The sequence below is a fragment of the Streptomyces sp. NPDC002669 genome (assembly GCF_042889165.1).
Lineage (GTDB): Bacteria > Actinomycetota > Actinomycetes > Streptomycetales > Streptomycetaceae > Streptomyces.
On sequence record NZ_JBIAQQ010000026.1, the window covers coordinates 78,368 to 98,897 of the forward strand.

Consider the following 20,530-nt stretch of genomic DNA (forward strand, 5'->3'; position numbering starts at 1 on the left):
GCCGGATTCGCGGGCTGTCGATCCCATATCCTGCGCGGACCGCGACATCGCAGTCACGCTACGCTCACAAGGATCCCGACTCAGACATACGTCCTCCAGCGCTTCACGGCAGAACGGCTCAAGGCACCACATGCCCCAGCACACCTCCGGGTCTGACCGCGCGGCAGTACCACCGGCTGCGCGTGGCACTGTGCGCCCTCCCGCCCCCTCCTCGCTCGACGAGTTGTGGCGTTCATACAAGTCCACGGGTGACGAGCGCCTGCGGGAGCAGCTGATCCTGCACTACTCGCCGCTGGTGAAGTACGTCGCGGGCCGGGTGAGCGTGGGCCTGCCTTCCAACGTCGAGCAGGCGGACTTCGTCTCCTCGGGGGTCTTCGGACTGATCGACGCGATCGAGAAGTTCGACATCGAGCGTGCGATCAAGTTCGAGACGTACGCGATCACCCGCATCCGCGGCGCGATGATCGACGAACTCCGGGCGCTGGACTGGATCCCGCGCTCGGTGCGTCAGAAGGCGCGGGCCGTGGAACGCGCCTACGCCACGCTGGAGGCGCAGTTGAGACGCACTCCCTCCGAGGCGGAGGTCGCCTCGGAGATGGGTATCGCGCTCGATGAACTGCACGCGGTTTTCAGCCAGTTGTCATTGGCCAACGTGGTCGCGCTGGAGGAGTTGCTGCACGTCGGCGGCGAGGGCGGCGACCGGCTGAGCCTGATGGACACGCTGGAGGACACCGCCGCCGACGACCCGGTGGAGGTCGCCGAGGACCGTGAGCTCAGACGGCTGCTCGCCCGGGCCATCAACACACTTCCGGAGCGGGAGAAGACGGTCGTCACGCTCTACTACTACGAGGGCCTCACCCTCGCCGAGATCGGCAACGTGCTCGGGGTCACCGAGAGCCGGGTCAGCCAGATCCACACCAAATCCGTGCTGCAACTGCGCGCGAAGCTGGCCGACGCCGGACGCTGAGCCCCTCGCGGCCGGGCGCCGGCCGTGGCTGCTTCGGCCACTGATCGGGGCCGTACGCCCCCTCTCGAACACAGGTCGCCGTAGAGTGGACGCGTGCCCAGGATTCGAGCGGCCTCGGTGGCCGAGCACCGGACCATGCAGCGCGGCGCCCTCCTGGACGCCGCCCGCTCCCTGCTGTCCGAGGGAGGGACGGAGGCATTGACCTTCCCCGCCCTCGCCGAACGCACGGGCCTCGCCCGGTCCTCCGTCTACGAGTACTTCCGCTCCCGCGCGGCCGTCGTCGAGGAGCTCTGCGCCGTCGACTTCCCCGTCTGGGCGGCCGAGGTCGAGAGCGCGATGGAGCAGGCCGCCACGCCCGAGGGCAGGATCGAGGCCTACGTACGCCGACAGCTCGACCTCGTCGGGGACCGCCGTCACCGGGCGGTCGTCGCCATTTCGGCGAGCGAGCTGGACGCCGGGGCGCGCGAGAAGATCAGGGCCGCGCACGGCGGCCTGATCGCCATGATCGTCGAGGCGCTCGGCGATCTGGGCCACGAGCAGCCGCGGCTGGCGGCGATGCTGCTCCAGGGCTCGGTGGACGCCGCGGTGCGGCGCATCGAACTGGGCGTGGCCGAGGAGCCGGAAGTGATCGCGGACACCGCGGTGGCCATGATCCTCCGGGGTGTGCAGGGCATACGGGGCTGACCCCGACGCCGTCGCCACATCGCGGCGGCGAGCAGGACGCCGGGGGCGGCGAGCCCGTCCCCGGTCCCTCCGGCCGGAGCCGGGGGCTCCGGCACGCCGAAGACCGGCAGCAGCCTGGACGGCCCCCGCCGCAACAATGACGGCGGCAGCGACGACAGCGGATCCAGATACGCGTCCCCGCGCCGCAGCCCCCAGTGCAGACACCCCGACGCGCAGTGGAAGGGCCCCGCCTCCAAGGTGGCGACCACCTGTCCCGCCGTCACCTCCTCGCCCTCCGCGACCACGGCGCGCACCGGCTCGTACGTGGTGCGCAGCGGCGGCTCACCGCTCCCCGCCACTTCGATCGCGACCACCCCACGCCCCGCCACCCGCCCCGCGAACGAGACCCGGCCCGAGGCCGCGGCGAGTACCGCCGCCCCCGGTTCCGCGGCGAGGTCGACCCCGCGGTGCCCCCGGCCGTAGGGACCCGCCGGCGGCTCCCACCCCCGTACGACCGCGGGCCGTCCCGCGAGCGGCCACCCCCGCTCACCGCCCGCACCGGGAGTCGGAGCCGAGGGCGGAACCGGGGCGGACGGGGGAGCGGGCGGCGGTCGAGTCGGTGCCGTCGGCGGTACGGGGGCTTCGGCCGCGCCGGCCGGCGGGCCGCACAGCACCACGAGCAGCGCCACCACCCCCGCCGCGCACACGCCCCGGGCACGGGCCGCGAACGCCACGCGCGACGGGCGGCCCGCATCGGGAAAGGACGTGCGGCCCGCATCGCGAAAGGGCGCATCGGGGAGGGGCGTCCCCCGCGCGGCCTCGCGGTGTGCGCGCGGGGGACGGGAAGCGGGCGGACCGGGTGTGCATCGCATGAGGGAACCGTCCCGCAACGCCACGATCCGCGGGGATCATGAACCGGATCTGTGGACTACCGACCGGTTGTGGACAGCGTCGTCACCCGACACCCGGGCCGTCCCGTACACTTCCTATGGCGATCCGGGTCACCGGGTCGACTTCGCACGCCCCGCCACCTCCCTCTCAGCGGACGGTGGCCGCGCTCCTCGGTCCCTTGTGGCACGGCGCGTCGGGGCGTCAGGCGCGACAGCAATCCTGCGGTCGCGACAACCGAGCACCTCAAGGAGTACGGCCATGGCCGTCGTCACGATGCGGGAGCTGCTGGAAAGCGGCGTCCACTTCGGTCACCAGACCCGTCGCTGGAACCCGAAGATGAAGCGCTTCATCTTCACCGAGCGCAACGGCATCTACATCATCGACCTGCTCCAGTCGCTGTCGTACATCGACCGCGCCTACGAGTTCGTCAAGGAGACCGTCGCCCACGGCGGCTCCATCATGTTCGTGGGTACGAAGAAGCAGGCCCAGGAGGCCATCGCCGAGCAGGCGACGCGCGTCGGCATGCCGTACGTCAACCAGCGTTGGCTCGGTGGCATGCTCACCAACTTCTCCACCGTCTACAAGCGCCTTCAGCGTCTGAAGGAGCTTGAGCTCATCGACTTCGAGGACGTGGCCGCCTCCGGCCTCACCAAGAAGGAGCTCCTGGTCCTCTCCCGCGAGAAGGCCAAGCTGGAGAAGACCCTCGGTGGTATCCGCGAGATGCAGAAGGTGCCCAGCGCCGTCTGGATCGTCGACACCAAGAAGGAGCACATCGCCGTCGGTGAGGCGCGCAAGCTCCACATCCCGGTCGTCGCGATCCTCGACACCAACTGCGACCCCGACGAGGTCGACTACAAGATTCCGGGCAACGACGACGCGATCCGCTCCGTCACCCTGCTCACCCGCGTGATCGCCGACGCCGTCGCCGAGGGCCTCATCGCCCGTTCCGGTGCCGCCACCGGTGACTCGAAGCCGGGCGAGAAGGCCGCCGGCGAGCCGCTCGCCGAGTGGGAGCGCGACCTGCTCGAGGGCGACAAGAAGGCCGACGCCGAGGTGCAGTCCTCCGCCGAGACCGAGAAGGTCGCCGACGCCGAGAAGCCGGCTGAGGCCGCTGCCGAGGCCGAGACCCCGGCCGCGGACGCCGAGCAGGCCTGACATCCGTCACGGCTGACGACGGCGGGGGCCGGTGCCACAGGCACCGCCCCCGCCGTCCACCCGTAGATCTTTCAGACTTCGAGAGAGAAACACAGACTCATGGCGAACTACACCGCCGCTGACGTCAAGAAGCTCCGCGAGCTGACCGGCGCCGGCATGATGGACTGCAAGAAGGCGCTCGACGAGGCCGAGGGCAACGTCGACAAGGCCGTCGAGGCGCTCCGCATCAAGGGCCAGAAGGGCGTCGCCAAGCGCGAGGGCCGCTCTGCCGAGAACGGCGCCGTCGTCTCCCTCATCTCCGAGGACCAGACGTCCGGCGTTCTGCTGGAGCTGAAGTGCGAGACGGACTTCGTCGCCAAGGGCGAGAAGTTCCAGGGTGTCGCGAACACCCTCGCCGCGCACGTCGCCGCCACCTCCCCGGCCGACCTGGAGGCGCTGCTCGCCTCCGAGATCGAGGCCGGCAAGACCGTCCAGGCGTACGTCGACGAGGCCAACGCCAACCTCGGCGAGAAGATCGTCCTGGACCGCTTCGCGCAGTTCACCGGCGCGTACGTCTCCGCGTACATGCACCGCACCATGCCCGACCTGCCGCCGCAGATCGGTGTTCTGGTCGAGCTGGACAAGGCCGACGCCGAGCTGGCCAAGGGCATCGCGCAGCACATCGCCGCGTTCGCCCCGAAGTACCTGTCCCGCGAGGACGTCCCGGCCGAGGTCGTCGAGGCCGAGCGCCGCGTCGCCGAGGAGACCACCCGCGCCGAGGGCAAGCCCGAGGCCGCGCTCCCGAAGATCGTCGAGGGTCGCGTCAACGGCTTCTTCAAGGAGGCCACCCTCCTCGGCCAGCCGTACGCCCTGGACAACAAGAAGTCCGTTCAGAAGGTCCTGGACGAGGCCGGTGTCACCCTGAAGCGCTTCACGCGCATCAAGGTCGGCATCTGAGTCCGTCCGCGAACAACGGTGGACCCCTATAGGGTCTAGTGCAGTCGTCGGCCGCACTCACGCCGTACGACCGCAGATCTGACGAGGAGGCCATTGCCGCTGAGGGACACCAGACCCACCGGCAATGGCCTTCTTCGTATGTGCACGAGGAGAATCTCCATGAACAAGGGCGCGGACGCCGCACAAGGTGACCACAAGCGCGACGACGGCAAGGTGGCGGGACGCTTCATGCTGAAGCTGTCCGGAGAGGCGTTCGCCGGCGGCGGGGGACTCGGTGTCGACCCCGACGTCGTACACGCCATCGCCCGGGAAATCGCGGCCGTGGTCCGTGACGGTGCGGAAATCGCCGTCGTCATCGGTGGCGGCAACTTCTTCCGTGGTGCCGAGCTCCAGCAACGCGGCATGGACCGGGCCCGGTCCGACTACATGGGCATGCTCGGCACGGTCATGAACTGCCTGGCGCTCCAGGACTTCCTGGAGAAGGAGGGCATCGACTCGCGCGTCCAGACCGCCATCACCATGGGGCAGGTCGCGGAGCCGTACATCCCGCTGCGCGCCGTGCGCCACCTGGAGAAGGGCCGCGTCGTCATCTTCGGCGCCGGCATGGGGATGCCGTACTTCTCCACCGACACCACTGCCGCCCAGCGCGCCCTGGAGATCGACGCAGAGGCCCTCCTGATGGGCAAGAACGGGGTGGACGGGGTCTACGACTCCGACCCGAAGACCAACCCCGACGCGGTGAAGTTCGACGCGCTCGAGTACGGCGAGGTACTCGCCCGCGACCTCAAGGTCGCCGACGCCACCGCCATCACGCTCTGCCGTGACAACGACCTCCCGATCCTCGTCTTCGAGCTGACCGCCATGGGCAATATCGCCCGCGCGGTCAAGGGTGAGAAGATCGGCACGCTCGTGAGCGACCGGAGCACCCGGGTCTGAGAACCGGGAGCCTTCCGGGCAGGACGGAAGGGCCGGGGCCCCGGGCGACGTCCCGGGACAGGCCCCGAAGGATGGACAACGGCCTGCCGGTCGGACACCGTGCAGGTGAGGACGCGACGCAGGACCCGCAGGGCCCGAGCACGCCGGGCCCGCTCAAGACACGCAGGAGCACGTGGTGATCGAAGAAACCCTCCTCGAGGCCGAGGAGAAGATGGAGAAGGCCGTCGTCGTCGCGAAAGAGGACTTCGCCGCGATCCGGACCGGCCGTGCGCACCCGGCGATGTTCAACAAGATCGTCGCCGACTACTACGGCGCGCTGACCCCGATCAACCAGCTCGCCTCGTTCTCGGTGCCCGAGCCGCGCATGGCCGTCGTGACGCCGTTCGACAAGAGCGCGCTGCGCAACATCGAGCAGGCCATCCGCGACTCGGACCTCGGTGTCAACCCGAGCAACGACGGCAACATCATCCGGGTCACCTTCCCGGAGCTGACCGAGGAGCGGCGCCGCGACTACATCAAGGTCGCCAAGGCGAAGGCCGAGGACGCCAAGATCTCCATCCGCGCCGTGCGACGCAAGGCCAAGGAAATCCTCGACAAGCTGGTCAAGGACAAGGAGTCGGGCGAGGACGAGGTGCGCCGCGCCGAGAAGGAGCTCGACGACACCACCGCGAAGTACGTCGCGCAGGTCGACGAGCTGCTGAAGCACAAGGAAGCCGAGCTGCTCGAAGTCTGATGAACGACTCTTCCCGGGGCGCCCCGCCGGGAGCCGGTGGCTGGGGCGCGCCCGAGTTGCAGGCCGTTCCGGCGGGTCCTGCATACGATGTGCACGGCGCCCAGCAGACTCGGCCCATGCCCATCGTGCCGGACGTTCCCGACGCAGGTAGAGACGCTGACGACCGTGATGACCGGGACCAGGGGGCCGGACGCCTGAGCGGCGGTCCCCTGTTCCGTGACGAGAAGCCGCAGGAGCCCATGTCCACCGCCGCGCCGCCCCCGCAGAAGAAACGTGCGGGCCGTGACCTGCGAGCCGCCATAGGGGTCGGGGTGGGGCTCGGCGCCGTCATCGTCTCCTCGCTGTTCATCGTGAAGGACGTCTTCGTCGGCGTGGTCGTCGTCGCCGTCGTCGTCGGCCTGTGGGAGCTCACCTCCCGGCTGGAGGAGCGCAAGGGCCTCAAGGTGCCGCTCGTCCCGCTGGCCGTCGGTGGCGCGGCGATGGTGGTGGCCGGTTACGTACGGGGCGCCGAGGGCGCCTGGGTGGCGACGGCGCTGACCGCGCTCGCCGTCCTCGTCTGGCGGATGACCGCGCCGCCGGAGGGCTACCTCAAGGACGTCACGGCCGGGGTGTTCGCCACGTTCTACGTGCCGTTCCTCGCCACCTTCGTCGCCCTGCTCCTGACCGCCGACGACGGACCGCAGCGGGTGCTCACCTTCCTGCTGCTGACGGTGGTCAGCGACACGGGCGCGTACGCCGTCGGCTGGCGCTTCGGGAAGCACAAGCTCGCGCCGCGCATCAGCCCCGGGAAGACCCGCGAGGGACTGTTCGGGGCCATCGCCTTCGCGATGGTCGCCGGTGCGCTGTGCATGCAGTTCCTGATCGACGGCGGTTCCTGGTGGCAGGGGCTGCTGCTCGGGCTGGCGGTCGCGGTCAGTGCCACCCTCGGCGACCTCGGGGAGTCGATGATCAAGCGGGACCTCGGCATCAAGGACATGGGCACGCTCCTGCCGGGGCACGGCGGGATCATGGACCGGCTGGACTCGCTGCTGCCGACCGCTCCCGTGGTCTGGCTGCTGCTGGTGGTGTTCGTCGGCTCCGGCTGAGACCGGCCTCCGGCCGGGGGTTTTCACGGGTCGGGGCCCGTCGTCCACAGGACGGCGGGCCCTTGCCGTCGCGTCTGCGACACTGGATGGACCATGCCTAAGCCCGGAGAACTCACTTTCGTCGCGCCCCGCGGAGCCAAGAAGCCGCCGCGGCACCTCGCCGACCTCACGCCCGCCGAGCGCAGGGAGGCCGTCGCCGCGATCGGCGAGAAGCCGTTCCGCGCCCAGCAGCTCTCGCAGCACTACTTCGCGCGGTACGCGCACGACCCGGCCGAGTGGACCAACATCCCGGCCGGATCGCGGGACAAACTCGCCGAGGCGATGTTCCCCGACCTGATGTCCGTCGTCCGTCACATCAGCTGTGACGACGACACCACCCGCAAGACGCTGTGGAAGCTCCACGACGGGACGCTCGTCGAGTCCGTCCTGATGCGCTACCCGGAGCGGGTGACCATGTGCATCTCGTCCCAGGCGGGATGCGGGATGAACTGCCCGTTCTGCGCGACGGGACAGGCCGGACTCGACCGCAACCTGTCCACCGCCGAGATCGTCCACCAGATCGTGGACGGCATGCGGGCGCTGCGCGACGGCGAGGTCCCCGGCGGGCCGGCCCGGCTCTCCAACATCGTCTTCATGGGGATGGGCGAGCCGCTCGCCAACTACAACCGGGTGGTCGGCGCGATCCGTCGGCTCACCGACCCGGAGCCGGACGGGCTGGGGCTCTCGCAGCGCGGGATCACCGTCTCCACCGTGGGCCTGGTGCCCGCGATGCTCCGCTTCGCCGACGAGGGCTTCAAGTGCCGTCTCGCCGTCTCGCTGCACGCACCGGACGACGAGCTGCGCGACACCCTCGTCCCCGTGAACACGCGCTGGAAGGTGCGCGAGGTGCTGGACGCGGCGTGGGAGTACGCGGAGAAGTCCGGCCGCCGCATCTCCATCGAGTACGCCCTGATCCGTGACATCAACGACCAGGCGTGGCGCGGCGACCTGCTCGGCAGGCTGCTCAAGGGCAAGCGGGTGCACGTCAACCTGATCCCGCTGAACCCCACGCCCGGTTCCAAGTGGACCGCCTCCCGCCCCGAGGACGAGAAGGCGTTCGTCGAGGCGATCGCCGCCCACGGTGTTCCGGTGACCGTGCGGGACACCCGCGGCCAGGAGATCGACGGGGCCTGCGGACAGCTGGCGGCGGCCGAGCGCTGAGCCCCTCCGGACGGCCGGAGGGGCCCGTGTAACCTGGGCCCGAAATCAACTTCATATTCCGACAGGGGAGCGCCACAGCGCTGAGAGTGCGGCACCGAGGACAGGTCGGCCGCAGACCCTCTGAACCTCGCCCGGGTCATTCCGGGTAGGAAGTTCGGTCATCAACTCATGCTGTTGCGCCCTGCCCGCTTTCCGCGGGCAGGGCCGCGTCTCTTCCTGGCCAAAACCCAGGAGGAATCCACAATGAGCACCACCCACAGAACCGGGCGGCTCGCGGCGACGGCCGCCGCCACCGCGCTGGGCGTCACCGCGCTCGCCGGATGCGCAAGCTCCGACGACCAGGCGTCCGGCCCCAAGGGCTCCGGTTCGAAGACCGTGACCCTCGTCAGCCACGACTCCTTCAACGCTTCCAAGGAGGTGCTGAAGGAGTTCACGAAGGAGACCGGCTACACCGTCAAGGTCCTGAAGAGCGGCGACGCGGGTGTCGCGCTCAACCAGGAGATCCTGACCAAGGGCTCCCCGCGCGGGGACGTGTTCTTCGGCGTCGACAACACGCTGCTCTCCCGTGCCCTCGACAGCGGGCTCTTCACGCCGTACGAGGCCAAGGGCCTGGACCGGGTCGCCGAGGCCACCCGGCTCGACGCCGAGCACCGGGTCACCCCGGTCGACACCGGCGACATCTGCGTCAACTACGACAAGAAGTACTTCGCCGACAAGAAGCTCGCGCCGCCGAGCACCTTCGCCGACCTGGCGAAGCCCGCGTACAAGGACCTCCTCGTCACCGAGAACGCCGCGACCTCCTCGCCCGGCCTCGGCTTCCTCCTCGGCACCGTCGCCGCCTACGGCGAGAAGGGCTACCAGGACTACTGGAAGAAGCTGGAGAAGAACGGCGTCAAGGTCGTCGACGGCTGGGAGGAGGCGTACAACGAGGAGTTCTCCGGCTCGGCGGGCGGCAAGAAGGCCAAGGCAGACCGGCCGCTCGTCGTCTCGTACGCCTCCAGCCCGCCCGTCGAGGTGCTGTACGCGAAGCAGCCGCCGGCCGAGGCCCCGACCGGGGTCGCCACCGGGACCTGCTTCCGCCAGATCGAGTTCGCCGGTCTGCTGGACGGCGCGAAGAACGAGGCGGGCGGCAAGGCCCTGCTGGACTTCCTGATCAGCAAGAAGTTCCAGGAGGACATGCCGCTCAACATGTTCGTGAACCCGGTCGTCGAGGACGCCGAGCTGCCGGAGGTCTTCACGAAGTTCGGTGCCACCGTGGAGAAGCCGGCGACCGTCGCCCCGGACAGCATCGCCAAGAACCGTGAGCAGTGGGTCCAGTCGTGGTCCTCGCTCGTAGTGAAGTAACGAAGTCCCCCGAACGCGCGACGGACGCGGCCGGGACGGGCGGTCACGGGAAGGGCCCGCGCGGGGACGACGCGCGCGGGCCCGGCCCCGGGCGACCGCGCGCCGCCCGGGCCGCGGCACGGCGGGGGAGCGCGGTGCGGCTCGGTCTGATGGCCGTGCCCGTGGCGTTCTTCGCGCTGTTCTTCGCCTACCCGGTCGTCGCGATCGTCGGCCGCGGACTGAAGGCGGACGGCGTCTGGCAGTTCGGCCGGGTCGGCGAGGTGCTGGCCCGGCCGGACATCCGCGATGTCCTCTGGTTCACCGGCTGGCAGGCGCTCGCCTCGACCGCGCTGACCCTGCTGATCGCGCTGCCCGGCGCCTATGTCTTCGCCCGTCTCGACTTCCCCGGCAAGCAACTGCTGCGGGCCGTCGTCACGGTGCCGTTCGTCCTGCCGACCGTCGTCGTCGGGACGGCCTTCCTGGCGCTGCTGGGGCGCGGCGGATTCCTCGACGAACTCTGGGGCGTACGGCTCGACACCACCGTCTGGGCCATCCTGCTCGCCCATGTCTTCTTCAACTACGCGGTGGTCGTACGGACCGTCGGCGGACTGTGGTCCCAGCTCGACCCCCGGCAGGAGGAGGCCGCCCGGGTACTGGGCGCCGGACGGTTCGCCGCCTGGCGGCGGGTCACGCTGCCGGCTCTCGCTCCCGCCGTGGCCGCCGCCGCGCTGATGGTCTTTCTCTTCACCTTCACCTCCTTCGGGGTCGTGCAGATTCTCGGCGGTCCCGGCTACTCCACCCTGGAGGTGGAGATCTACCGGCAGACCGCCCAGCTGCTCGCCCTGCCGACGGCCGCCGTGCTGACCCTGGTGCAGTTCGCCGCGGTCGGCGCGATCCTCGCCGTGCACGCGTGGACGGTACGGCGCAGGGAGACCGCGCTGAAGCTGGTCGACCCGGAACAAACCGCCCGCAGGCCGCGCGGCTTCGGGCAGCGGGCGCTGCTCGCCGGGGTGCTGCTGACCGTGCTGGTGCTGATCCTGCTGCCGCTCGGGGTGCTGGTCGAGCGTTCGCTGGACGTACCCGGCGGCCACGGCCTCGACTTCTACCGGGCCCTGGGCTCCGCGGACGCCGGTGGCGGGACGTTCCTGGTCGCGCCGCTCGAAGCGATCTGGAACTCCGTGCAGTACGCGCTGGTCGCCACGGTCATCGCACTGGTCGTCGGCGGCCTCGCGGCCGCCGCGCTGACCCGGCGCGCGGGGCGGCTCGTCCGCGGCTTCGACGCGCTGCTGATGCTGCCGCTCGGGGTGTCCGCGGTCACCGTCGGCTTCGGCTTCCTGATCACCCTGGACGAACCGCCGCTGGATCTGCGGACGTCCTGGATCCTGGTGCCGCTCGCCCAGGCACTGGTCGGCGTGCCCTTCGTCGTACGGACCATGCTGCCCGTCCTGCGGGCGGTGGACGGACGACTGCGGGAGGCGGCGGCGGTGCTCGGGGCCTCCCCGCTGCGGGCCTGGCGGGAGGTCGATCTGCCGCTGGTGCGACGGGCGCTGCTGGTCGCGGCCGGTTTCGCGTTCGCCGTGTCGCTCGGCGAGTTCGGCGCGACGGTGTTCATCGCGCGGCCGGACCGGCCGACGCTGCCGGTCGCCGTGGCCCGGCTGCTGGGCCGGGCCGGGGAGCTCAACTACGGCCAGGCGATGGCGCTGAGCACCATCCTGATGGTGGTGTGCGCCGTCTCGCTGCTGCTGCTCGAACGCATCCGCACGGACCGGGCCGGGGAGTTCTAGAGATGGCTCGGGAGTTCTAGAGATGTCCGGGGAGTTCTGGAGATGCTGACACTGGAATCGGCCACGGTGCGCTTCGGCGAGCGGGCGGCGCTCGACGCGGTGGACCTGGAGGTCGCCGAGCACGAGATCGTGTGCGTGCTCGGACCGAGCGGCAGCGGCAAGTCCACCCTGCTGCGGGTGGTCGCGGGGCTCCGGCCGCCGGACGGCGGCCGGGTGCTGCTGGACGGTGCGGACCAGGCCGGGGTGCCGGTGCACCGGCGCGGGCTCGGCCTGATGTTCCAGGACCACCAGCTCTTCCCGACCCGGGACGTCGGCGCCAACGTCGCCTTCGGGCTGCGGATGCGCGGGATGCCGCGCCGCGACCAGGAGCGCCGGGTCGGTGAACTCCTCGATCTGGTGGGCCTGCCCGGTGCCGAGCGGCGCGCCGTCGCCGCGCTGTCCGGCGGGGAGCAGCAGCGGGTCGCCCTCGCGCGGGCCCTCGCCCCGAGCCCCAAGCTGCTGATGCTGGACGAGCCGCTCGGCCAGCTCGACCGCGGTCTGCGGGAACGGCTCGTCGTCGAACTGCGCACGCTCTTCGGGCGGCTGGGCACGACGGTGCTGGCCGTCACCCACGACCAGGGCGAGGCGTTCGCCCTGGCCGACCGGGTGGTGGTGATGCGCGACGGACGGATCGCCCAGGCCGGGACGCCGCTGGAGGTCTGGCAGCGGCCCGCCTCCGCCTTCGTCGCCCGGTTCCTCGGCTTCGACAACGTGGTGCCGGCGACGGTGGACGGAACCGCCGCCGCCACGGTGTGGGGCGAGGTGCCGGTGGCCGAGGGGGCGCCGCAGGGGGCGTGCGATCTGCTGGTCCGCCCTGCCGGGGTCCGGATCGGGGCCCCCGGTGAGGGGCTGCGCTGCGTGGTCGGGACGCGTACGTTCCGGGGCAACCACGTCGCCGTACGGCTGTTGCCGGAGACCGGTCCGGCCCTGGAGGCGGAGTGCGCGCTGCGGGACGCCCCCGAGGAGGGGGCGGCGGTCGGGGTCGGCTTCGACGCGTCGGAGACCGTCGTCCTGCCCGCCGCCCCCTGACGGCGCGGTCCTACGGGCCCGGGTGGCGTCCCTCGACGGCGCGGCTCCGGCGTGCCCGGGTGGCGGACTCCGCCCGGGGGCCGGACGATGGCCGGATGTTCCCGTGGCGCGGAACCGGCCGCCCCGGAGCAGCCCCGGAAGCGGGAAGGACAGGGACCATGACCGAGTCAACACGCGAGGGCATCGACATCACCCGTGTCCTCGACGCCCCGCGGGAGCGCGTCTTCGAGGCGTGGACGACGCCCGAGCACTTCGCGGCCTGGTACGGCGGCGAGGCCGAGGTGCCGCTCGACCGGGTGGCGATGGACGTCCGGCCGGGGGGCTCCTGGAGCCTGGTCATCGTGGTGCCGGGCACGGAGATGCCCTTCCACGGGGTCTACCGCGAGGTGGCCGGGCCCGAGCGGCTGGTGTTCACGCTCAAGGACGCCACCGCGCCCGACGGCATCGAGGGCGAGACCGTCACCGCCACCTTCGCCGACCGCGGCGACGGGACCACCGAAATGGTCTTCCGGCAGCGCGGGGGCAATCTCACGGCCGAGCAGTACGCGGCGGCCGAGGACGGCTGGGAGGCGTTCTTCGACGCGCTCGCGGCCCGGCTCGCGTCCTCCGCCTGAGCCGGCGCCGCGACCCGGTCGCCCGGTTCGCCCCGGCCCCCGCCGCGAACCGGGCGACCGGGGTCTCAGACCGTCAGCGGCAGCGCGGCCAGTTCCGCGATCACCCAGGTCAGCGGGGCGAAGACGAGCAGCAGGACGGCGGCGCGCAGCGCGGCCGAGACCCGCAGGGCCGAGGCCGGGGCACCGAGCCGCGACAAGGTCCCCGACACCTCGGAGCGGGCCTGCCGCGCCTCCAGCGCCGAGGTCAGCAACGTCGCCGTGGTGCAGCCGAGGACGAGCACCGCGCCCAGCGCGGTGAGCGGACCGAAGGAGTGTTCCTCCGCCCCGTACAGGGCGTGGGCGGCGACGGCGGCGGAGAGCACCGCGCAGATCACGCCCAGCGGCCGGCCGATCCGGCGCGCCTCGTCCATCAGTACCCGGCCCGCCAGCAGGCGCAGGGCTCCCGGGTGCGCCGACTGCAGCAGCCGTCCGCAGAAGTACGTCAGACCGGGGCCCGCCAGGGCCAGGCCGATCGCCGCCAGCGTCCACCCCGTCAGAACCCCGGCCGGGGTGGCGTCGATCCTGCCGGGGAGCGGGAGCAGGCTGTGTCCGTCGCCCCGGCTCAGGTACGCCTCGACGGCCAGACCGGCCGCGATCAGCGCCACCCCCCAGGGCAGCCCCGTCGGAGGGTCGGCGGGGTCGGGCGGCTCCGGTTCCGTCCGGACCTCCGAGGAGGTGCCCTCCGGGGGAGCCGTCGGGACCGGCCCGGTACGCAGCGACAGCCCGCTCGCGGTGGCCGCCGCCACCGGGACCAGGGCCAGCAGCACCAGCGCGGCGCCGAGCGGCAGCGGGGCGTCCGCGCCGAGCAGCCCGGCCGCCGCGCCGTCGAACGGCAGACCGGACAGATCACCGCGCAGATGCAGGAAGAACAGCAGCGCCACCGCCGACCCGAGGGCGCAGGACACTGCGGTGGAGACCGCCGCGAGGGCGGCCAGCCGGACCGGCCCCAGGCCCACGGCGGACAGCGCGGAGCGCGGCCGGGCGCTCGGGTCCGTACGGGCCACCGCGACCGCGAACTGCACGGTGGCGGCGAACGGTACGAAGCACCACAGCAGCCGCAGCAGGGCCCCGGTGGAGTGTGTCGGGTTGCCCGAGGCGTAGCCCAGGGCGCACAGCAGGAGGAAGCCGACCCCGGCGGAGGCGGCGGCGACCAGCAGCCTCCGCAGCAGGACCAGCGGATGGGAACCCCGGGCTAGACGGAGAGCGAGCACGCCGCCCTGCCCTCCGCGTCGGTCACGGCGGGCAGGGCGACGGTGGCGACCCGGCGGCCGTCCAGCAGCGGGACCGTGCGGTCGGCGAGGGCGGCGACCTCCGCGTCGTGGGTGGCGAGCACGATCGTGATGCCGTGCGAGCGGGCCGCGCTGGTCAGGGTGCGCAGCACGTGCGTGCGGTCGCTCCGGTGCAGGGTCGCGGTCGGCTCGTCCGCGAAGATCACCGCGGGGGTGGCGGCCAGGGCGCGGGCCACGGAGATCCGCTGGCGCTGCCCCTGGAGCAGGGTGTGCGGCCGCTGTTTGGCGCAGGGGCCGATGTCGAGCCGCTCCAGCCATTCCATGGCGGTCTTCCGCGCCGTCCGGTGCGAGGTGCCGCGCAGCAGCAGGGGGAGCGCGGTGTTCTCCCAGGCGTTCAGCTCGGGCACCAGCTGGGGTTCGGGGGCGATCCAGCCGAACCTGTCGCGGCGCAGCCGTTCGCGCAGCCGGGGCCCCATGGTGTGGACGGGGACGCTGTTGAACCACACCTCGCCCTGTTCGGGCACCAGCTGGCCGGACAGGCAGTGCAGCAGGGTCGTCTTGCCGCAGCCCCGGGGGCCGGTCACGGCGAGGATCTCGCCGTCGCGGACCTCCAGGGAGACGCCGCCGAGCGCGGGCGAGCCGTTGTGGGAGTGGTGCAGGGAACGCGCCCAGATCACGTCGTTGTCCGGCGGGGCCACCATGGCGTACACCTCGGTTCAGATCGTAATTCCCGTTCCCCCGTATGGGGGAACGAAGAAGGGGCCGATCGGTCACTCGGCACCGTAGGGATCCGAACCGCGGTGAGGGCACAGCACACGGCCCGGACGCGTCCCTTCCCACTCGAATGGGCGCATCCGGGCCGTGCGGACCGTATGGGGATGGCCGTCCGGAGCAGGCCGGACGGCGGTCGGGCGATGGCCCGTTCGGCGGGCCGGGGCCGCGGTGGCTCCCGGTCCGCCGGGGCGGCCGGGGGGAGGGCCGGTCCGTGGCCGGTCCTCCCCCCGGTGCCGCAGGTCAGAGCTTGGTCCACGCCTCCGTGAGGACGCTGCGCAGGATGCCCTCGATCTCGTCGAACGTCGACTGGTCGGAGACCAGCGGCGGCGCGAGCTGGACGACCGGGTCGCCGCGGTCGTCGGCCCGGCAGTACAGGCCGTTGTCGTACAGGGCCTTGGAGAGGAAGCCGTACAGGACGCGCTCGGTCTCCTCGTCGGTGAAGGTCTCCTTGGTGGCCTTGTCCTTCACCAGCTCGATGCCGTAGAAGAAGCCGTTGCCGCGGACGTCGCCGACGATCGGCAGGTCGAGCAGCTTCTGCAGCGTCGTGAAGAAGGCGTTCTCGTTGTCCAGGACGTGCTGGTTGAGACCCTCGCGCTCGAAGATGTCGAGGTTGGCGAGGCCGACCGCCGCGGAGACCGGGTGGCCACCGAAGGTGTAGCCGTGCAGGAAGGTGTTGCCGCCCTCGTAGAACGGCGCGGCGATGCGGTCCGAGACGATGCAGGCGCCGATCGGGGAGTAGCCCGAGGTCATGCCCTTGGCGCAGGTGATCATGTCCGGCACGTAGCCGAACTTGTCACAGGCGAACATCGTGCCGAGGCGGCCGAAGGCGCAGATGACCTCGTCGGAGACGAGCAGCACGTCGTACTGGTCGCAGATCTCGCGCACCCGCTGGAAGTATCCGGGCGGCGGCGGGAAGCAGCCGCCGGCGTTCTGCACCGGCTCCAGGAAGACCGCGGCGACGGTGTCCGGGCCCTCGAAGAGGATCTGCTGCTCGATCTGGTCGGCGGCCCAGCGGCCGAAGGCCTCGGGGTCGTCGCCGTGGATCGGGGCGCGGTAGATGTTGGTGTTCGGGACCTTGTGCGCACCGGGGACCAGCGGCTCGAAGGGGGCCTTCAGGGCCGGCAGGCCGGTGATCGACAGGGCGCCCTGCGGGGTGCCGTGGTAGGCGACCGCACGCGAGATGACCTTGTACTTGGTCGGCTTGCCCTTGAGCTTGAAGTACTGCTTGGCCAGCTTCCAGGCGGTCTCCACGGCCTCGCCGCCACCGGTGGTGAAGAAGACCTTGTTGAGGTCGCCCGGGGCGTAGTCGGCCAGGCGCTCGGCCAGCTCGACGGCCTTCGGGTGGGCGTAGGACCACACCGGGAAGAAGCCCAGCTCCTGGCCCTGCTTGTAGGCCGCCTCGGCGAGCTCGTGACGACCGTGACCGGCGTTGACCACGAACAGGCCGGACAGGCCGTCCAGGTAGCGCTTGCCCTGGTCGTCGTAGATGTAGGTGCCCTCACCCCGCACGATGGTGGGAACGGGCGCGGTCTCGTAGTCCGACATGCGGGTGAAGTGCATCCACAGGTGGTCGTACGCGGTTCGGCTGAGGTCCTTGCTCACGGCTATCGGGTTCCCCACATATAGGTCTGCTTCTTGAGCTTCAGGTAGACGAAACTCTCGGTGGAGCGCACACCGGGGAGGGCCCGGATGCGTTTGTTGATCGTGTCCAGCAGGTGGTCGTCGTCCTCGCAGACGATCTCCACCATCAGGTCGAACGAGCCCGCGGTCATCACCACGTACTCGCACTCGTCCATGGCCGACAGCGCTTCGGCCACGGGGTCGAGGTCGCCCTCGACGTTGATGCCGACCATCGCCTGCCGCCGGAGCCCCACGGTGAGGGGGTCGGTGACGGCGACGATCTGCATCACGCCCTGATCGAGCAGTTTCTGGACGCGCTGTCGTACGGCCGCCTCGGAAAGACCGACGGCCTTGCCTATCGCGGCGTACGGACGGCGCCCGTCCTCCTGGAGCTGCTCGATGATTGCGAGGGAGACGGCATCGACCGCTGGTGACGATCCGTTCCCGGTCCTGGAGTCTGCGCTGCGACTGGCCACGCATCCACTGTGCACGGGACTCGTCTGTCTGGCAACCCCAGATCGATGAAATTCGTTGTCTCTGGGCCTCGATCTCACTGAATCCGAAGTTCGCGGCGGTTGGGCATGTCGAAAGCGACACCCGAGCGACTACGCTGGGCATCTCACCCATTGGACGTGTCGACAGGAGGGGTGGTTGTGACCACCGAGGTGCGCCGTCTGCGCAACTACATCAACGGAGAGTTCCGGGACGCCGCTGACGGGCGGACCATCGACGTGGTCAACCCGGTGACGGAGGAGGTCTACGCGACTTCGCCGCTCTCCGGACAGGCAGATGTCGACGCCGCCATGGAGGCCGCCGCGGCCGCGTTCCCCGCCTGGCGCGACGTCACGCCCGCCGAGCGCCAGAAGGCCCTGCTGAAGATCGCGGACGCCTTCGAGGAGCGCGCCGAGGACCTCGTGGCCGCCGAGTCGGAGAACACGGGCAAGCCGATCGGGCTCACCCGTGACGAAGAGGTCCCGCCGATGGTGGACCAGATCCGCTTCTTCGCGGGCGCGGCGCGGATGCTCGAAGGCCGCTCGGCCGGTGAGTACATGGAGGGCCTCACCTCCATCGTCCGGCGCGAGCCGGTCGGCGTCTGCGCGCAGGTCGCGCCGTGGAACTACCCGATGATGATGGCCGTCTGGAAGTTCGCCCCGGCCCTGGCCGCGGGCAACACCGTCGTCATCAAGCCGTCCGACACCACCCCGGCGTCGACCGTGCTGATCGCCGAGATCATCGGTCAGATCCTGCCCAAGGGCGTCTTCAACGTCATCTGCGGCGACCGCGACACCGGCCGCGCGATGGTCGAGCACCCGACCCCGGCGATGGCCTCCATCACCGGTTCGGTACGGGCCGGCATGCAGGTCGCCGAGTCCGCCGCCAAGGACGTCAAGCGGGTCCACCTGGAGCTCGGCGGCAAGGCCCCGGTCGTCGTGTTCGAGGACACCGACATCGCCAAGGCCGTCGAGGGCATCGCCGGCGCGGGCTACTTCAACGCCGGTCAGGACTGCACGGCCGCGACCCGCGTCCTGGTCCACGAGTCCATCCACGACGAGTTCGTCACCGAGCTCGCCAAGGCCGCCGCCGACACGAAGACCGGCCTGCCGGACGACGAGGACGTGGCGTACGGCCCGCTCAACAACGCCAACCAGCTGAAGCAGGTCAGCGGCTTCATCGAGCGGCTCCCCGCCCACGCCAGGGTCGAGGCGGGCGGCCACCGGGTCGGCGACAAGGGCTACTTCTACGCCGCGACCGTCGTCTCCGGACTCAAGCAGGACGACGAGATCATCCAGAACGAGGTCTTCGGCCCGGTCATCACCGTCCAGAAGTTCACCGACGAGGCCCAGGCCGTGGAGTACGCCAACGGCGTCGAGTACGCCCTGGCCTCCTCGGTGTGGACCAAGGACCACGCCCGCGCCATGCGGATGTCCAAGAACCTCGACTTCGGCTGCGTGTGGATCAACACCCACATCCCGCTCGTCGCCGAGATGCCGCACGGCGGGTTCAAGAAGTCCGGCTACGGCAAGGACCTCTCCGCGTACGGCTTCGAGGACTACACCCGCATCAAGCACGTCATGACCTCGCTCGACGACTGATTCCCGGTCAGGAGCACGGCCGCGGCCCCGGGCACGAGCCCGGGGCCGCAGCCGTACCCGGGCATCGACAGGGTGTGCGGGCCGGATGCGCGAAGCTGGACGGTTGGTCCATTGCCCCTCCGTCCGGTCGACCGGCATCCTGCGCGAGTGCGAGCAACCCCGAAGAACCCCATGTCCCGCCGGTCCCTGCTGCGCGCCCTCGGGGCCACGACGGCCGGTGCCGCGCTGGCCGGCTGCGGCGTGCCCGCCGCCTACGTGGAGCCCGGTGACCGTGCCGGGAGCGACACCTCGGCGAGGGACCGCTCCCTGCACTTCGCGAACTGGCCCCTCTACATCGACACCGACGACGAGGACGAGTCGAAGCGGCCCACCCTCGACGCGTTCGGCAGGCGGACCGGCATCTCCGTCACGTACACCGAGGAGATCAACGACAACGACGAGTTCTTCGGGAAGATCAGCCCGGCGCTGATGAACCACCAGGAGACCGGCCGGGACCTGATCGTCGTCAGCGACTGGATGTCCGCCAGGTTCGTCCGGCTGGGCTGGGTGCAGGAGATGGACCGGGCCGAGCAGCCCAACGTCGCCGGGTACCTCGACCCGCAGCTGCTCTCGCCCGCCTTCGACAAGGGCCGTACGCACAGCGTCCCCTGGCAGTCGGGGATCACCGGCATCGCGTACAACCGCAAGAAGCTCGGCCGCGAGATCAGGAACGTGAGCGATCTGTGGGCGGACGACCTGCGCGGCAGGATGACGCTGCTGTCCGGGCTCGACGAGGCATTCGCCCTCCTGATGCTGGGCAACGGCGTCGACATCACCCGCTGGGTGCCGGACGACTTCCACGAGATGTGCGAACAGATCGAGAAGCTGGTGCGCAGGAAGCACATCCGCCGCTTCACCGGCAACGACTACATCAAGGACCTGTCGACCGGCGACGTGCTCGCCTGCCAGGCGTACTCCGGTGACGTCATCCAGCTCCAGGCCGACAACCCGGAGATCGAGTTCGTGGTTCCCGAGGAGGGGGCCGAACTCTGGTCGGAGTCGCTGATGATCCCCAACCTCGCCCGCCACAAGCGCAACGCCGAGAAGCTCGTCGACTACTACTACGAGCCGGAGGTGGCCGCCGAGCTGGCCGCCTGGGTCAACTACGTCTGCCCCGTCCCGGCCGCCCGCGAGGTGCTGGCCGCGGCCAAGGACAAGGAGACCGCCGAACTCGCCGAGGACCCGCTGATCTTCCCCGACGACGAGATGCGCGAGCGGCTGACGATCGCCCGCGACATCACCTCCGAGGAGCGCGCCGGCTTCGCGAAGAAGTGGAACGCCATCGCCGGGCTGTGAGCGGTGGTCCGTGGCCGGTACGGCACGGTACGGCACGGGCCGGAGCCGCTGCGGGGCGGGCAGCCGGGGGAGCCCCGGATAGCAT

General features: G+C 70.8%; 18 protein-coding genes, 1 pseudogene and 1 riboswitch. Of the genes and pseudogenes, 14 read left to right on the top strand and 5 right to left on the bottom strand.

What is annotated here, in order from left to right:
* The first annotated feature begins 130 nt into the window (after nucleotides 1-130).
* Nucleotides 131-967 carry an RNA polymerase sigma factor WhiG gene (whiG, locus tag ACFYW1_RS30580; protein WP_148839594.1) on the top strand — a complete coding sequence of 279 codons (837 nt, stop codon included), beginning with the start codon at nucleotides 131-133 and terminating at the stop codon, nucleotides 965-967.
* A 117-nt stretch (nucleotides 968-1,084) separates the two neighbouring features.
* Complete coding sequence (locus tag ACFYW1_RS30585) at nucleotides 1,085-1,651, top strand: TetR/AcrR family transcriptional regulator (RefSeq protein WP_389000434.1); 567 nt, start codon at nucleotides 1,085-1,087, stop codon at nucleotides 1,649-1,651.
* A gap of 218 nt (nucleotides 1,652-1,869) precedes the next feature.
* Here ACFYW1_RS30585 and ACFYW1_RS30590 read toward each other — a convergent pair.
* Nucleotides 1,870-2,502 (bottom strand): annotated as a pseudogene (locus tag ACFYW1_RS30590) (peptidoglycan DD-metalloendopeptidase family protein); the annotation flags it as partial.
* A 277-nt stretch (nucleotides 2,503-2,779) separates the two neighbouring features.
* On the opposite strand from ACFYW1_RS30590, the gene rpsB reads away from it, so the two are divergent.
* The 10 genes from rpsB to ACFYW1_RS30640 all read left to right on the top strand — a co-directional run bounded on the left by rpsB (nucleotide 2,780) and on the right by ACFYW1_RS30640 (nucleotide 13,355).
* Nucleotides 2,780-3,676: a 30S ribosomal protein S2 gene (gene rpsB / locus ACFYW1_RS30595; protein WP_389000308.1), complete on the top strand. Its 897-nt coding sequence runs from the start codon at nucleotides 2,780-2,782 to the stop codon at nucleotides 3,674-3,676.
* Between the two features lie 99 nt (nucleotides 3,677-3,775).
* Nucleotides 3,776-4,612 carry a translation elongation factor Ts gene (tsf, locus tag ACFYW1_RS30600; protein WP_148839597.1) on the top strand — a complete coding sequence of 279 codons (837 nt, stop codon included), beginning with the start codon at nucleotides 3,776-3,778 and terminating at the stop codon, nucleotides 4,610-4,612.
* A 159-nt stretch (nucleotides 4,613-4,771) separates the two neighbouring features.
* On the top strand, nucleotides 4,772-5,548 hold the full coding sequence (gene pyrH / locus ACFYW1_RS30605; RefSeq protein WP_148839598.1) for a UMP kinase: 777 nt from the start codon (nucleotides 4,772-4,774) through the stop codon (nucleotides 5,546-5,548).
* A gap of 175 nt (nucleotides 5,549-5,723) precedes the next feature.
* Nucleotides 5,724-6,281, top strand: coding sequence for a ribosome recycling factor (frr, locus tag ACFYW1_RS30610; protein WP_356933265.1), 558 nt, complete (start codon nucleotides 5,724-5,726; stop codon nucleotides 6,279-6,281).
* Nucleotides 6,281-7,366: a phosphatidate cytidylyltransferase gene (locus ACFYW1_RS30615; protein WP_389000313.1), complete on the top strand. Its 1,086-nt coding sequence runs from the start codon at nucleotides 6,281-6,283 to the stop codon at nucleotides 7,364-7,366. The genes frr and ACFYW1_RS30615 overlap by 1 nt, the downstream gene beginning before the upstream one ends.
* Nucleotides 7,367-7,459: 93 nt before the next feature.
* Nucleotides 7,460-8,566, top strand: coding sequence for a 23S rRNA (adenine(2503)-C(2))-methyltransferase RlmN (rlmN, locus tag ACFYW1_RS30620; RefSeq protein ID WP_148839604.1), 1,107 nt, complete (start codon nucleotides 7,460-7,462; stop codon nucleotides 8,564-8,566).
* Between the two features lie 53 nt (nucleotides 8,567-8,619).
* A riboswitch (TPP riboswitch) is annotated at nucleotides 8,620-8,736 on the top strand.
* Between the two features lie 73 nt (nucleotides 8,737-8,809).
* The gene (locus tag ACFYW1_RS30625) at nucleotides 8,810-9,910 is read left to right on the top strand and encodes a thiamine ABC transporter substrate binding subunit (protein WP_389000318.1); all 1,101 of its coding nucleotides are present in this window, start codon (nucleotides 8,810-8,812) and stop codon (nucleotides 9,908-9,910) included.
* 149 nt (nucleotides 9,911-10,059) lie between these two features.
* Nucleotides 10,060-11,673 carry an ABC transporter permease gene (locus ACFYW1_RS30630; protein WP_389000437.1) on the top strand — a complete coding sequence of 538 codons (1,614 nt, stop codon included), beginning with the start codon at nucleotides 10,060-10,062 and terminating at the stop codon, nucleotides 11,671-11,673.
* Nucleotides 11,674-11,715: 42 nt separating this feature from the next.
* Nucleotides 11,716-12,741, top strand: a complete 1,026-nt coding sequence (locus tag ACFYW1_RS30635) for an ABC transporter ATP-binding protein (protein ID WP_389000321.1) — start codon at nucleotides 11,716-11,718, stop codon at nucleotides 12,739-12,741.
* A gap of 158 nt (nucleotides 12,742-12,899) precedes the next feature.
* Nucleotides 12,900-13,355: an SRPBCC domain-containing protein gene (locus tag ACFYW1_RS30640; RefSeq protein ID WP_389000324.1), complete on the top strand. Its 456-nt coding sequence runs from the start codon at nucleotides 12,900-12,902 to the stop codon at nucleotides 13,353-13,355.
* 65 nt (nucleotides 13,356-13,420) lie between these two features.
* On the opposite strand, the gene ACFYW1_RS30645 is transcribed toward ACFYW1_RS30640, so the two are convergent.
* The 4 genes from ACFYW1_RS30645 to ACFYW1_RS30660 all read right to left on the bottom strand — a co-directional run bounded on the left by ACFYW1_RS30645 (nucleotide 13,421) and on the right by ACFYW1_RS30660 (nucleotide 17,508).
* Nucleotides 13,421-14,605, bottom strand: coding sequence for a hypothetical protein (locus ACFYW1_RS30645; RefSeq protein WP_389000328.1), 1,185 nt, complete (start codon nucleotides 14,603-14,605; stop codon nucleotides 13,421-13,423).
* Nucleotides 14,587-15,324: an ABC transporter ATP-binding protein gene (locus tag ACFYW1_RS30650; protein ID WP_389000331.1), complete on the bottom strand. Its 738-nt coding sequence runs from the start codon at nucleotides 15,322-15,324 to the stop codon at nucleotides 14,587-14,589. The genes ACFYW1_RS30645 and ACFYW1_RS30650 overlap by 19 nt, the downstream gene beginning before the upstream one ends.
* 313 nt (nucleotides 15,325-15,637) lie before the next feature.
* Nucleotides 15,638-17,017, bottom strand: a complete 1,380-nt coding sequence (locus tag ACFYW1_RS30655; protein WP_389000334.1) for an aspartate aminotransferase family protein — start codon at nucleotides 17,015-17,017, stop codon at nucleotides 15,638-15,640.
* Nucleotides 17,002-17,508 carry an Lrp/AsnC family transcriptional regulator gene (locus tag ACFYW1_RS30660; RefSeq protein WP_389000337.1) on the bottom strand — a complete coding sequence of 169 codons (507 nt, stop codon included), beginning with the start codon at nucleotides 17,506-17,508 and terminating at the stop codon, nucleotides 17,002-17,004. Before ACFYW1_RS30660 ends, ACFYW1_RS30655 begins: the two co-directional genes overlap by 16 nt.
* 162 nt (nucleotides 17,509-17,670) lie before the next feature.
* On the opposite strand from ACFYW1_RS30660, the gene ACFYW1_RS30665 reads away from it, so the two are divergent.
* A complete protein-coding gene (locus ACFYW1_RS30665; protein WP_389000340.1) occupies nucleotides 17,671-19,110 on the top strand; it encodes a gamma-aminobutyraldehyde dehydrogenase in 1,440 nt (479 codons plus the stop codon).
* 171 nt (nucleotides 19,111-19,281) lie between these two features.
* Nucleotides 19,282-20,445, top strand: a complete 1,164-nt coding sequence (locus ACFYW1_RS30670; RefSeq protein WP_389000440.1) for a spermidine/putrescine ABC transporter substrate-binding protein — start codon at nucleotides 19,282-19,284, stop codon at nucleotides 20,443-20,445.
* The last annotated feature ends 85 nt before the right edge of the window (nucleotides 20,446-20,530 follow it).